Consider the following 13,884-nt stretch of genomic DNA (forward strand, 5'->3'; position numbering starts at 1 on the left):
CCGGGGAGGTGTCGGGGGACCCGGTCCGGGAGGTGATGGCCGAGTACCGGCTGCTCTGCGAGCGGGCCGTCGACCCGCTGGAGATCGCCGCCGGGCTGGAGGAGGCCGGGCTGGGCCCGGCGGTCGCGGCCCGGTGCCGGCACGCCGATCTGTTCTCGCTCGCCGAGGAGCTGTACGCCCGGGTGCCGCGCCGCCCGCCCGCCGAGGCGGCGGCAGGGCCGGAGGAGAGCTGGCAGCGGCGGTGCGGTGCCGCGGTGCGGACGGCGGTGGCGGCCGTGCTGCCGTGTGCGGCGGCGGTCTCCCTCGGCGGGGGCCGGCCCGTGCTGGCGGCGGCGGCCGTTCCGCTCGCGTTCGTGCCGGTGGCCGCCGGGCCGTCCGGCCCGGCCGGGCGCCTGCGCGGGGCGGGGGTGGCGGCGCTGCTGCTGGTGCCGTCGGCGGTGACGGCGGGCGGGCCGGGGGAGCGGCGGGTGGCGGTGGCGCTGGTGCTGGCGGCGGCGCTGTCGGCCGGGTCGGCGCAGTGGGCGGCCCGGTGGTTCCGGCAGGTCGGCCGGGGTCATCTGGGGGCGGCGGCGACGCTGGCCGAGTTCCGCTCCCGGATGCGGCCGGTGCTCCCGGTGGCGCTGGCGCTGCACCTGGCGGTGCTGGCCGCGCTGACCTTCGCGGCGCTCGCCGTGCTGACCGCCCTCGCGCCGCGCCCGGGGCCGGGGCACGGCGGCGGGCTGCTGCACCTGGCGGTCGAGCGTGCCGGGCCCGCGCAGTGGGCGGGGCAGGGGGTGCTCGGCCTGCTGCTGGTGCTGACCGTGCTGCTGGCAGGCTGCGGCCGGACGGGGGGCGGCCGGGCTGGGCGCGCTGGCGGGGGCGGCGGGCGCGGCGGTGTCCGCACCGTTCGCGGGCGGCGCGGTGGCGCTGGCCCTGCTGGTGTACGCGTGGCCGGTGCTGGGCCGTCCCGAGGCGCACCGGTGACCCGCCCCGCGCACGCCCGTGCGCGCCGACCGGTCGACCCGCCTGTTCCGCCCGTTCCGCTCGTCCCGTTCCGTCCGTTCGTTCCGCTCGATCTCCCGTTGTTCACTCGGACCCGCCAGGCCGCACCAGGTCTGGCTTCGTGGAAGGACACCCCCCGATGAGGGTGCTGCTGCTGGGCGCCGACGGCTTCATCGGCCGCCGGGTCACCGACCGCCTGCTCGTGGATCCGGAGTTGCAGGTGACGGTGCTCGGCCGGCGTGATTCCGCCGACATCCGTTTCGACCTGACCACCGGCAGTCCGGGGGCCCTGGCCCGGTTCCTGGACGCGGTCGCGCCGCAGGTGGTGATCAACTGCGCGGGCGCCACCTACGGCAGCTCGCGCACGCTGATCCGGGCCAACACGCTCGCCGTGGCGACGGTCTGCGAGGGCATCCGGCGCAGCCGGGAGCCCGCCCGGCTGGTGCACGTCGGCTCGGCGGCCGAGTACGGGCCGGTGCCGGGCGGGGTCCCGGTGCCGGAGAGCGCCGAGCCGCGCCCGGTGGGCCCGTACGGGGTGTCGAAGCTGGCCGGGACGGAGCTGGTGCTGGCCTCGGGGCTGGACGCGGCGGTGCTGCGGGTGTTCGACGTGGTGGGGCCGGGGGCGCCGACCGCCTCGCTGTTCGGGCGCCTCGCGGAGGGCCTGCGGCGGGCGCTGGAGCGCGAAGAGTCGCAGGTGCGGATGCCGGACCTGTCCGGATACCGGGATTTCGTGGACGTGCGGGACGTCGCGCGGGCGATCCAGGCGGCGGCGGTGTCGGCGGCGACGGGGGTGATCAACATCGGGAGCGGGCACGCCGTCCGGGCGCGCGAGGCGGCCCAGCTGCTGGTCCGGGCGTCGGGTTTCGAGGGGGCGATCGTGGAGGAGAACCGGCAGGTCGTGCTGCCCGCGCAGGCCGGCGGGCCGGTCGAGCACGTGCCGGGGCACGTGCTCGCGCACCACCTGCCGGGCCACCGTCCGGAGTCGCGGCCGGGCGAGGGACGGGCGGCCCCGGGCGAGCCGGTGCCGTGGCGGCAGGCGGACGTGCGCACCGCCCGGGACCGTCTCGGCTGGCGGACGCAGGTGCCGCTGGAGGAGTCGCTGGGGGACGTCTGGCTGGAAACGGCCTGCCGGGTCTGATCCTCCGGCACCGCGGGTCCCGGCCGGACCCGCGAGCCCGCGCGCAGGGCCCCGACAGGCCCCGGACGCCCCCGCGGGGGCCGATTCGGGGCCTGCTCCGTGGTCCCACCATCCGGCTCGGCCCGTCTCGCCCATCGGACGAGCTGTCTCGGAATACCGGAGCGGCATGACACTGTTGGCGTAGCAGAGCCACCTCGGTGGCGGAGCAACAAGCCCCTAGAGGTTGGCCCTGGCCACCTGAACTTGACGACCATCGGAGTCCCCGTGTCGCTGCCACCCCTGGTCGAGCCGGCCGACGAGCTCACCGTTGACGAGGTCCGCAGGTACTCCCGCCACCTGATCATCCCCGATGTGGGCATGGCCGGGCAGAAGCGGCTGAAGAACGCCAAGGTGCTGTGCGTCGGCGCCGGCGGCCTGGGCTCGCCCGCGCTGATGTACCTGGCGGCGGCGGGTGTGGGCACGCTCGGCATCGTCGAGTTCGATGTGGTCGACGAGTCGAACCTGCAGCGCCAGATCATCCACGGCCAGTCGGACATCGGCCGTTCGAAGGGCGAGTCGGCGCGGGACTCCGTCAAGGAGATCAACCCCTACGTCGACGTGATCCTCCACGAGGAGCGCCTCGACAACTCCAACGTCATGGAGATCTTCTCCGGCTACGACCTGATCGTGGACGGCACGGACAACTTCGCCACCCGCTACCTGGTGAACGACGCCGCGGTGCTGCTCGGCAAGCCGTACGTGTGGGGCTCGATCTACCGCTTCGACGGCCAGGCGAGCGTGTTCTGGGCCGAGCACGGCCCCTGCTACCGCTGCCTCTACCCGGAGGCGCCGCCGCCGGGCATGGTCCCGTCCTGCGCCGAGGGCGGCGTGCTGGGCGTGCTCTGCGCGTCGATCGGTTCGATCCAGGTCACCGAGGCGATCAAGCTGCTGGCCGGGGTCGGCGACCCGCTGGTCGGCCGGCTGATGATCTACGACGCCCTGGAGATGAACTACCGCCAGGTGAAGGTCCGCAAGGACCCGAACTGCGCGGTCTGCGGCGAGAACCCGACCGTCACCGAGCTGATCGACTACGAGGCCTTCTGCGGCGTCGTGTCGGAGGAGGCGCAGGCCGCGGCCGCCGGTTCGACGATCACCTCGAAGCAGCTCAAGCAGTGGCAGGACGACGAGGAGGACATCTACCTCATCGACGTCCGCGAGCCCGGTGAGTACGAGATCGTCAGCATCCCCGGCGCGGTGCTGATCCCGAAGAACGAGTTCCTGATGGGCAACGCGCTGGAGCAGCTGCCGCAGGACAAGAAGATCGTGCTGCACTGCAAGTCGGGCGTCCGCTCGGCGGAGGTGCTGGCCGTGGTGAAGTCGGCCGGCTTCGCCAACGCCGTCCACCTGGGCGGCGGCGTGCTCGGCTGGGTCAACCAGATCGAGCCGCACAAGCCGGTGTACTGATCCCGAACGTCCGGAAGGGCCCGCTCCGGCGGGCCCTTCCGCATGTCCGGCGACCTACAGCGCGCCCTTGCGCTGGAGCACGTTGTAGGAGATCCAGCCGGGCAGCACCGGCAGCCAGAAGGTGAGCGCCCGGTAGAGGAAGACCGCCGGGGTGGCGACGGACGTCGGCACGTCGGCGAAGGTCAGCGCACTGATCAGCGCGACCTCGATCGGGCCGATGCCGCCGGGGGTGGGGATCGCGGAGCCGGCCGCGTTGGCGGTCAGGAAGACCACGGCGACCGCCGAGAAGGAGATCGAGCCGCCGAAGGCCCGCACCGAGGCGTCCAGGCAGGCGGTGAAGGACAGGGTCAGCAGCAGGATGCCGCCGAAGCCGGTGATCAGCTTGCTGGGCGTCTGCATCAGGTCGAGCATCCGGGGCACCACGCCGAAGAACAGCGAGCGCAGCCGGTTCAGCACGAACCGCCGCAGCGGGGCGACCGCCGCGACCACCAGGGCCAGCACGGCGGCGCTCAGCACACCGATGATCACCGCGCGGGAGGCGGAGAGGTCGCCGTTGGTCTGGCTGCCGGTGATCAGGCCGAAGCTGAACAGCAGCAGCAGGTGCCCGGCCAGGCCGGCCAGCTGGGAGGCGCCGACCGAGGCGACCGCCTGGCCGGAGCGGATGCCCGCCTTCTGCAGGTAGCGGGTGTTCAGCGCGATGCCGCCGATCGCCGCCGGGGCGACCAGCTTCACGAAGGACCCGGCGAGCTGGGCAGCCACGGTGCGGCGGAACGGCAGCTTCTCCGGGACGAAGCCGGTCAGGCTCATCGACGCGGCGACGTAGGAGAACGCGGCCGCGGCCAGCGCCGCCGCCGCCCACGCCCAGTCCATCTGGGAGAGCTTGAGCTGGGCCGGCTTGACGGTGGTCAGCGTCAGGTAGGCGGCGAAGGTGAGCGCGACCACCATGATCAGGCTCTTCGGCTTGAGCCGCTCCAGCCTGGCCGGCTCCATCGGCGCCTCGGGGGCGATCTGCAGGATCTGGGCGCGGATCCGGCTGAGCAGGTCCTCGCCGGCGGCCGCGATGTCCTCCTCGGCCTGCTGCTGGGTGCGCTCGCCCGCGGCGACCTGTTCCAGCGCCCGGGCCCGGGCGGCGGCCTTGCGCTCCTTGGTGACCTTCTTCAGGTCGACGCGGGTCGAGCGGCTCATGCCGACCGGCTGCAGCAGTGGCAGCGCCTGGGCGACCCGCTCGGCGCCGAGCACCGCGTTGGCGGTGGCGACCGTCCGCTCGGGGCCGATCCGCAGCGCGAAGGTGGTGAGCAGCTGGGCGACGTCGATGCGCAGGGTCAGGTCGGTGGCGGCGATGTCACCGCCGGAGAGGTTGACCAGGCACGCCGCCTTCTCGTCGACGACCAGCAGCGACTCGCCGGTCAGCCGGCGGTGGGCGATCCGGCGCTCGTGCAGGGCGGCGACCGACTCCCACAGCGAGGCCATCACCTGGTCGGTGACCTCCTCGTCGGCGAGGTCGTCCAGGGTGCGGCCCTCGACGTTCTCGTAGACCAGGATCGCGGCGTCCGGGCCCAGCTCGGAGGTGGCGACCAGCTGCGGGGCGCGGGCCCCGGAGGCGGCGGCCGCGTAGGCGATCAGCGCCTCCTGCTCCAGCGCCTGGCGCAGCGACTGCGGGCTGCGCCGCACGGCCACCGAACGCAGCCGCAGCCGCCGCCAGGCCCGGTAGAAGAAGCCGGAGGCCTGCTGCTCGCGGTCGACGATGTGGACGTCCAGCGGCGGGCCGCTCTGCTGGGCGACCAGGTAGCGGCGGGTGCCGCCGGGGGCGTCGGGGGCGCGGTGGGCGCTCGCCGGGGTGAAGCCGACCTTGCGCAGGCCGATCATCAGGTGCTGGCCGGTGGGCCGGATGTTCGGCGAGCCGATCGCGTAGAGGGTGCCGTAGGCGACGGACCAGCCGATCAGGACGGTGAGCAGCAGGGACAGCGGGGTGGTGTAGCCGCCGAGCAGCTCGGTGATGCCGCTGAACACGACCACCACCCACAGGGCGACCCGCCACCGGGGTCTGCTCGACATGCCGACCGCCGTCATGTAGGCGATCACCGGGGCGAGGTAGCCGTGCACCGGGTCGGTGAGGGTGCCGACGGAGTCCAGCGGGAAGCGGGTCAGGGCGTCCCGGATGTGCTCGGAGGCGCCCTCGGCGACCCACCAGTCGATGCCCAGCGAGACGCCGTAGGCCAGCACCGAGGCGAGCACGCCGTCGGCGACCCGCAGGCCGTCGCGCTTGATCAGCCGTTCGACCGCGAAGGCGAGCGGGACGGCCAGCACCGCGACGTTGGAGATCAGGCCGGTGATGGTGGAGAGCACCGGGGAGAAGCGGGGCGCGTTCTCGGCGATGTCGATCTCGATGCCGGTGGTGGTGGAGGTCGCCACCCCGGCCAGCACGAAGACCGCGACGATGCCGAAGACGCCGGCCAGGAAGCGGATGAGGTCGGAGGGCCGGTGCGCGCGGGCGGCGAGCAGCGGTTCGTCGACGTCCAGGTGCGGGGCGTCGTCCAGCGGGTCGTGGCCGGGACGCGGGCCGGGGTCGTCCGGCGGGACCGACGCGGACGGGGCGGTCGCGGACGGCACGGGCGCGGACGGCGCGGGCCCCGCCGCCTCGGGCGCGGTCGGCTGGTTCGGTACGACGGCGGGGGCCCCGGTCGCGGGGCGGGCTGGCTGCGGGCTCTTGATCGTCCGGTCCTTGATCAGGGAGACTTCCGGTGGCGCCTCGGCGGCGTCACCGCCGCCACCTGCGGGCATGCCGTCGGAGGACTCGTCGGAGCCCTCGTCCACACCCACGTCAGCCGTCCCGGTCATCTGGTCTTGTCCTCGTATCACCACTCACCGCCCCGAAGATGGTGGCATGCCTCGGCTCCCCGCGCTGGACAGGGGCCGGATCGGGCGCGGCGGATCCTGCCCACCGGGCCCGCGGAGCGGCCGGATGCGGAAGAATGCCGCAGGTGACGGACGACACCCACGACGCCGGCCCCGGCGAGCTGCCGCCCTTCGCCGAACTGGTGCTCGACCTGACCGAGCGGATTCCACCCGGCCGGGTGATGACCTACGGAGACGTCGCCGAGTACCTCGGCCAGGGCGGCCCCCGGCAGGTCGGCCGGGTGATGGCCCTGTACGGCGGCGCCGTGCCCTGGTGGCGGGTGATCCGTGCCGACGGCCGGCTGCTGCCCGGCCACGAGCACCGCGCCCTCGCCCACTACGGCGACGAGGGCACCCCGCTGCGCGAGCTCGCCGACCCGCCCCGGGTCGACCTGCGGCGCGCCCGCTGGGACGGCGGGCCCGTCGAGGGGTGACCGGCGCCGGGACCGGCGGAATCCCGTGCGCGGACGGGAATGACGGAGCAGGACCGTAGGCTCGATACGGCGGGCCCCTCGGCGGGCCCGCCCGCAGTTGCCCGAGCACGACCCCCAGGACGTCCGTGACCTCCCCCTACCGTCTGGTGCGCAGCCCCCTCGTGCCGCCCGCCCCGCCCGAGCTCGACGCCTACCAGCGCGCCGTGGTCGAGCACGCGGGCGGCCCGCTGCTGGTGCTCGCCGGGCCGGGGACCGGCAAGACCACCACCCTCGTCGAGGCCGTCGCCCGGCGGATCGAGAACGGCGCGGACCCCGAGCGGATCCTCGTCCTCACCTTCAGCCGCAAGGCCGCCATGGAGCTGCGCGACCGGATGGCCGGGCGGCTCTCCGCCACCGCCGCCGGCGCCCGCGCCGCCGCCCCGCAGGCCACCACCTTCCACTCCTTCTGCTACGCCCTGCTCCGCGCCCACCAGGACCCGGCCGACTACGCCGAGCCGCTGCGCCTGCTCTCCGGCCCCGAGCAGGACGTCATGGTCCGCGAGCTGCTCGCCGGCGGCGCCGAGGACGCCCGGCGCGGCCGGTCCCGGATCGCCTGGCCGCTCGACCTGCGCGCCTGCCTCACCACCCGCGGCTTCGCCGACGAGGTCCGCGCCGTGCTCGCCCGCAGCCGCGAGCTCGGCCTCGGCGAGGCCGAGCTGGCCCGCTTCGCCGAGGGCGTGCGGCGCCCCGACTGGGCCGCCGCCGCGCACTTCCTCGCCGACTACCTCGACGTGCTGGACCTGCGCGGCGTCCTCGACTACGCGGAGCTGGTGCACCGGGCCGTGCTGCTCGCCGAACGCCCCGAGGTCGAACGGGACCTGCGCGAGCGCTACGACGCGGTCTTCGTCGACGAGTACCAGGACACCGACCCCGCCCAGGTCCGGCTGCTGAGCCGGCTCGCCGGCGGCGGGCGCGAACTGGTCGCCGTCGGCGACCCCGACCAGTCGATCTACGCGTTCCGCGGTGCCGACATCAACGGCATCCTGGAGTTCCCGCAGACCTTCCGGCACGCCGACGGCCGCCCCGCCGACGTCAAGGTGCTGCGGGTCTCGCGCCGCTCGGGCGCCGTGCTGCTCGCCGCCGCCCGCGAACTCACCCGCCGGATGCCGATGGGCCGGCTGCCCGCCGACAAGCTCGCCCAGCACCGCGCCCCGCTGCCCGCCCGCGAGGGCGGCCGGGTCGAGGTCTCCACCTACCCGACCCCCGGCGCCGAACTGGACTCCGTCGCCGACCTGCTGCGCCGCGCCCACCTGGAGGACGGCGTGCCGTGGGGCGAGATGGCCGTCCTGGTCCGGGCCGGCGCCCGGTCCATCCCCGGGGTGCGGCGGGCGCTCGGCGCGGCCGGCGTCCCGCTGGAGATCGACGGCGACGACCTGCCGCTGCGCGAGGAGCCGGCCGTCGCCCAGCTGCTGCTCGCGCTGCGGGTCTGCGCCGAGCAGGCCGTCCGGAACCGGCAGGACGGCGGAGAGGACCGCGGGGACGGCGAGGAGGGCGAGGACGGCGAGGACGGCGAGGACGGCGAGGCCGCGGACGGCGGCGGCCCGGGCACGCCCGACCCGCTCACCACCGACCTCGCCCACGCCCTGCTCACCGGCCCGCTCGGCGGCCTCGACGGCGCCGACCTGCGCCGCCTCGGCCGCACCCTGCGCGAGGAGGAGCGCGCCGCCCTGCGCGCCGGGTCCGCGGACGGGTCCGCCGACGGCGCCGGAAGCGCGCCCGCCGCCGTGCCCCGCCCGGCCGGCGAACTCCTGCGCGAGGCCCTCGCCGAACCCGAGCGCCTCGCCGTCATCGATGCCCCGTACGCCCGCCGCGCCCACGACCTCGGCACCCTGCTGCGCAAGGTCCGCGAGTCCCTGGCCGGCGGCTGCACCGCCGAGGACGCCCTCTGGCAGCTGTGGGACGGCTCCCGCCGCTGGCGCGAGCGCCTGGAGCGGGCCGCCCTGCGCGGCGGCGCCGCCGGCCGCAACGCCGACCGCGACCTCGACGCGGTCTGCGCCCTGTTCGAGACCGCCGCCCGCGCCGAGGAGCAGGTCACCGGCCACCGCGGCGCCCTCGACCTGCTCGCCGAACTGGAGGCCCAGGACATCGCCGCCGACACCCTCACCGTGCGCACCGTGCGCCCCGAGGCCGTCCGGCTGATGACCGCTCACCGCGCCAAGGGCCTGGAATGGCGCCTGGTCGTCGTCGCCGGCGTCCAGGACGGCCTCTGGCCCGACCTGCGCCGCCGCGGCTCCCTGCTGGAGGCCGACCGGATCGGCCGCGACGGCCTCGCCGAACCGCTCACCCCCGCCGCGCTGCTCGCCGAGGAGCGCCGCCTCTTCTACGTCGCCGCCACCCGCGCCAAGGACCGGCTCGTCGTCACCGCCGTCAAGGCCCCCGCCGACGACGGCGACCAGCCGTCCCGCTTCCTGCGCGAGCTCTACCGCGAGGACGTCGACCCGCGCACCGGCCGCGTCCTGCGGCGCACCCCGCCGGTCACCGTCGAGGACGTCACCCACCGCCCGCGCCGCCCGCTCGCCGTGCCCGCGCTGGTCGCCGAGCTGCGCGCGGTCACCGTCGACCCCGCCCGCTCGCCCGAACTGCGCCGCGCCGCCGCCGAACGGCTCGCCGTCCTCGCCCTCGCCACCGACGACGAGGACCGCCCGCTGGTGCCCGCCGCCCGCCCCGAGAGCTGGTGGGGCCTGGAGGACCCGACCGCGGCCCCCGACCCGCTGCGCTCCGCCGACCTGCCGGTGCGGCTGTCCGGCAGCGGCCTGGAACAGCTGGAGAACTGCTCGCTGCAGTGGTTCCTCGACAAGGAGGTCAAGGCCCGCGGCACCTCGTCCGCCGCGCAGGGCTTCGGCAACGTCGTGCACGCCCTCGCCGACGAGGTCGGCTCCGGCCGCACCCCCGCCGACCTCGCCGTGCTGATGGAACGCCTGGACACCGTCTGGGACGCGCTGGCCTTCGACGCCCCCTGGAAGTCCCAGCAGGAGAAGACCGAGGCCCGCGCCGCCCTGGAGCGCTTCCTCGCCTGGCACGTGATGGCCCGCGGCCGCGATGTCGTCGCCACCGAGCACGGCTTCGACGTCACCCTCGACGCCGGCGGCGTCCAGGTGCGCATCCGCGGCTCGATGGACCGCGTCGAGAAGGACGAGGCCGGCCGCGCCTACGTCGTCGACTTCAAGACCGGCAAGCAGACGCCCACCGACAAGTCCCTGCCCGAGCACAAGCAGCTCGCCGTCTACCAGCTCGCCGTGCGCTCCGGCGCCCTCAACGGGCTGCCCGGCTTCGACGCCGCCTCCCCCGAGTCCGGCGGCGCCGAACTCGTCCAGCTGCGCAAGCCCGACAAGGCCGCCGCCGACGCGCCCAAGGTGCAGCGCCAGGACCCGCCCGAGGGCGAGCCGTGGATCGAGAACCTGCTCGCCGACGCCGCCGGGCGGATCCTCGCCGAGCGGTTCGTCCCGCAGACCGGCGGCGGCTGCGACCGCTGCGCCTTCCGCCGCAGCTGCTCCGCCCAGCGCGACGGCGCCCAGCTCGTCGAGTAGCGCAACGGCCGGTGGACACCGGATGTGGCGGACGCGGCACGTGGCCGTCGCCACAGCGGACCCCCGGCTGTCGGCGACCCCGGCTACCGTTGCGTGGTGACCGCCGTGCTCAGCCATCCCGACCAGCTCAAGGAGCTGCTGGGCATCCCCTTCAACCGGGAGCAGATGGCGGCCATCGGCGCCCCGCTGCGGCCGGCCGTCATCGTCGCCGGCGCCGGCTCCGGCAAGACCACCGTGATGGCCGCCCGGGTCGTCTGGCTGGTCGGCTCCGGCGCGGTGCGCCCCGAACAGGTCCTCGGTCTCACCTTCACCAACAAGGCCGCCGGCGAACTCGCCGAACGCGTCCGCGCCGCCCTGCACCGTGCCGAGGTCACCGATCCCGAGGACGGCGAGGCGCTCGGCGAACCCGAGATCTCCACCTACCACGCCTTCGCCGGCCGCCTGCTCAAGGAACACGGCCTGCGCATCGGCATCGAACCCGACGTCCGGCTGCTCGCCGACGCCACCCGCTTCCAGCTCGCCGCCAAGGTGCTGCGCACCGCCCGCGGCCCCTTCCCCGCGCTCACCGGCACCTTCACCAACCTGGTCGCCGACCTCACCGCCCTCGACGGCGAACTCGCCGAGCACCTCGTCGAGCCCGCCGCCCTGCGCGCCTTCGACGAGGACCTGCTCGACACCCTCGCCGGCGTCAGGCTCGGCAACGAGGACCTGCGGGCCGTGCCCGCCACCGCCCGCGCCCGGCTGGAACTGCTGCGCCTGGTCGAGGACTACCGGCGCCGCAAGACCGCCGCCGGCCTGATGGACTTCGGCGACCAGATCGCCGCCGCCGCCCGCCTCGCCCAGCAGCGCCCCGAGGTCGGCGCCCTGCTGCGCGACCAGTACCGGGTCGTGCTGCTCGACGAGTACCAGGACACCTCCGTCGCCCAGCGCCTGATGCTCGCCGGACTGTTCGGCGCCGGCCCCGACGGCACCGCCCCCGGCCACCCCGTCACCGCCGTCGGCGACCCCTGCCAGGCCATCTACGGCTGGCGCGGCGCCTCCGTCGCCAACCTCGACGACTTCCCCCGCCACTTCCCGAACGCCGACGGGACCCTCGCCGACCGGTACGCGCTCAGCGAGAACCGCCGCAGCGGCGGACGGCTGCTCGCCTTCGCCAACGAACTCGCGGCGCCGCTGCGCGCCATGCACGAGGGCGTCGAGGCGCTGCGCCCCGCCCCCGGCGCCGAGACCGACGGCCGGGTGCGGGCCGCGCTGCTGCCCACCCACGCCGAGGAGATCGACTGGCTGGCCGACGAGATCGCCCACCTGGTGCGCACCGGTACCGCCCCCGGCCGGATCGCCGTGCTGTGCCGGGGCGGCGCCGCCTTCCCCGACGTGCACGCCGCACTGGTCGCCCGGGAGGTGCCGGTCGAGGTGGTCGGCCTCGGCGGGCTGCTCCACCTGCCCGAGGTCGCCGACCTGGTCGCGGTCTGCGAGGTGCTCCAGGACCCGACCGCCAACGCCGCGCTGGTGCGGCTGCTGATCGGCCCGCGCTGGCGGATCGGCCCGCGCGACCTCGCCCTGCTCGGCCGGCGCGCCGCCGAACTCGTGCGCACCGAGCGCCCCGAGGGCGTCGAGGCGCTCGCCGCCGCCGTCGCCGAGACCGACCCCACCGAGGTCGTCTCGCTCGCCGACGCCCTGGAGACCTTCCTGGACGCGCGGGAGGCCGACGAGCTGCCCTTCTCCGCCGAGGCCCGGGTCCGTTTCGCCCGGCTCGCCCGCGAACTGCGCGAGCTGCGCCGCTCGCTCGCCGAGCCGCTGATGGACGTGCTGCACCGGGTCCTCGCCGTCACCGGCCTGGAGGTCGAACTCGCCGCCTCCCCGCAGGCGCTGGCCGCCCGCCGCCGGGAGACCCTGCACGCCTTCCTGGACGTCGCCGCCTCCTTCGCCGACCTCGACGGCGACCCCGGCCTGGCCGCCTTCCTGGGCTTCCTGCGCGCCGCCCAGGAGCACGACCGCGGCCTGGACGCCGGCCTGCCCGGCGGCGAGGACACCGTCAAGGTGCTCACCGCGCACAGGTCCAAGGGCCTGGAGTGGGACGTCGTCGCCGTCCCCGGCCTGGTCAAGGGCGCCTTCCCGTCCTCGTCCGCGCGCGAGCGCTGGACCAGTACCAAGCGCGTCCTGCCGCACGGCCTGCGCGGCGACGCCGCCACCCTGCCCGACGTGCGCGGCGGCTGGAACGCCAAGTCCGTGAAGGAGTTCAGGGCCGCTCTCGCCGAGCACTCCGCCGTCGAGGAACTGCGCCTGGGCTATGTGGCCTTCACCCGCCCGCGCGCCCTGCTGCTCGCCTCCGGCCACTGGTGGGGGCCCAGCCAGAAGTCCCCGCGCGGCCCGTCCGCCTTCCTGGAGCAGGTGCGCGAGCACGCCGAGCGGCCCGGCAACGGCGAGATCACGGCCTGGGCCGAGCCGCCCGCCGACGGCGAGGAGAACCCGGCGCTCGCCGCGCCCGTCGAACGCCCCTGGCCGCTGCCGCTGGACCCGGCCGCCCAGCACGCCCGCCGCCGGGTCGCCGGGGTGGTGCACCGCCGGCTGGCCGGGGAGCCCGCCCCCGAGCCCGAGCCGATGGCCCCCGAGGACCGCCGGCTGGTGGAGTCCTGGGACCGCGACCTGACCGCGCTGCTCGGCGAGTTGGAGCGCTCCCGCACCCGGGTGCGGCAGGTGCCGCTGCCCGCCTCGCTCTCCGCCACCCAGCTGATGCGGCTGGCCGCCGACCCGGACGGCTTCGCGCACGACCTCGCCCGCCCGATGCCCCGCCCGCCGCAGCCCGCCGCCCGGCGCGGCACCCGCTTCCACGCCTGGGTGCAGTCCCGGATCGAACCGCTGATGCTGATCGGCCCGGGTGCGCTGCCCGGTGCCGACGACGACGGCATCGAGGACGAGCAGGACCTGGAGCGCCTCAAGGAGGCGTTCCTGCGCACCCCGTACGCGCACCGCGAGCCGCTGCGGGTCGAGGCGCCCTTCCACCTGGTACTGGCGGGCCGGGTGGTGCGCGGCCGGATCGACGCGGTCTATCGTGACGGTGACGACGGGTCAGAAATCGGCGGCGCGTCACGCTACGAAGTGGTGGACTGGAAGACGCACCGGGAGGAGACCGCCGACCCGCTCCAACTCGCCGTCTACCGGCTGGCCTGGGCCGAACAGGCGGGCGTTCCCCTGGAGCAGGTCACGGCCTCGTTCCTGTACGTCCGCAGCGGCCGAATCGAACAACCCGCAGGACTTCCCGGCCGAAAAGAGTTGGAACGGCTCCTGATCGGGAACAGTGAAGAATGAGTCACGGAGAGCATTCAAGTCATCACGGCATCGGGCGAAACCTGTGCGTAGTGCACGTTTCGCGCATATTGTGGGGTCGGTAACCGGTCAACCCCCGAACTCCGGCCGCCAGCGACGC

General features: G+C 75.3%; 7 protein-coding genes. 6 read left to right on the top strand and 1 reads right to left on the bottom strand.

Going from position 1 to position 13,884, the window contains the following annotated elements:
- The first annotated feature begins 8 nt into the window (after positions 1–8).
- The 3 genes from ACFVUH_RS10945 to moeZ all read left to right on the top strand — a co-directional run bounded on the left by ACFVUH_RS10945 (position 9) and on the right by moeZ (position 3,562).
- Complete coding sequence (locus ACFVUH_RS10945) at positions 9–1,124, top strand: hypothetical protein (RefSeq protein WP_387912504.1); 1,116 nt, start codon at positions 9–11, stop codon at positions 1,122–1,124.
- The gene (locus ACFVUH_RS10950) at positions 1,121–2,119 is read left to right on the top strand and encodes an NAD-dependent epimerase/dehydratase family protein (protein WP_355363724.1); all 999 of its coding nucleotides are present in this window, start codon (positions 1,121–1,123) and stop codon (positions 2,117–2,119) included. Before ACFVUH_RS10945 ends, ACFVUH_RS10950 begins: the two co-directional genes overlap by 4 nt.
- Positions 2,120–2,383: 264 nt before the next feature.
- Positions 2,384–3,562 carry an adenylyltransferase/sulfurtransferase MoeZ gene (gene moeZ / locus ACFVUH_RS10955; protein ID WP_355363725.1) on the top strand — a complete coding sequence of 393 codons (1,179 nt, stop codon included), beginning with the start codon at positions 2,384–2,386 and terminating at the stop codon, positions 3,560–3,562.
- 54 nt (positions 3,563–3,616) lie between these two features.
- Here moeZ and ACFVUH_RS10960 read toward each other — a convergent pair whose 3' ends face one another.
- A complete protein-coding gene (locus ACFVUH_RS10960; protein WP_387912507.1) occupies positions 3,617–6,400 on the bottom strand; it encodes a flippase-like domain-containing protein in 2,784 nt (927 codons plus the stop codon).
- Positions 6,401–6,534: 134 nt separating this feature from the next.
- Between ACFVUH_RS10960 and ACFVUH_RS10965 the strand changes: the two genes are divergently transcribed.
- The 3 genes from ACFVUH_RS10965 (at position 6,535) to ACFVUH_RS10975 (ending at position 13,766) form a co-directional block, all read left to right on the top strand.
- Complete coding sequence (locus tag ACFVUH_RS10965; RefSeq protein WP_355363728.1) at positions 6,535–6,891, top strand: MGMT family protein; 357 nt, start codon at positions 6,535–6,537, stop codon at positions 6,889–6,891.
- Positions 6,892–7,016: 125 nt separating this feature from the next.
- Entirely contained in the window at positions 7,017–10,457 is a 3,441-nt protein-coding gene (locus ACFVUH_RS10970) for an ATP-dependent helicase (RefSeq protein ID WP_387912509.1), read from the top strand.
- A 96-nt stretch (positions 10,458–10,553) separates the two neighbouring features.
- On the top strand, positions 10,554–13,766 hold the full coding sequence (locus tag ACFVUH_RS10975) for a UvrD-helicase domain-containing protein (RefSeq protein ID WP_387912511.1): 3,213 nt from the start codon (positions 10,554–10,556) through the stop codon (positions 13,764–13,766).
- Positions 13,767–13,884 lie beyond the last annotated feature (118 nt).

Origin of the sequence: Kitasatospora sp. NPDC058032 (genome assembly GCF_042885845.1) — a bacterium.
Taxonomy (GTDB): domain Bacteria; phylum Actinomycetota; class Actinomycetes; order Streptomycetales; family Streptomycetaceae; genus Kitasatospora.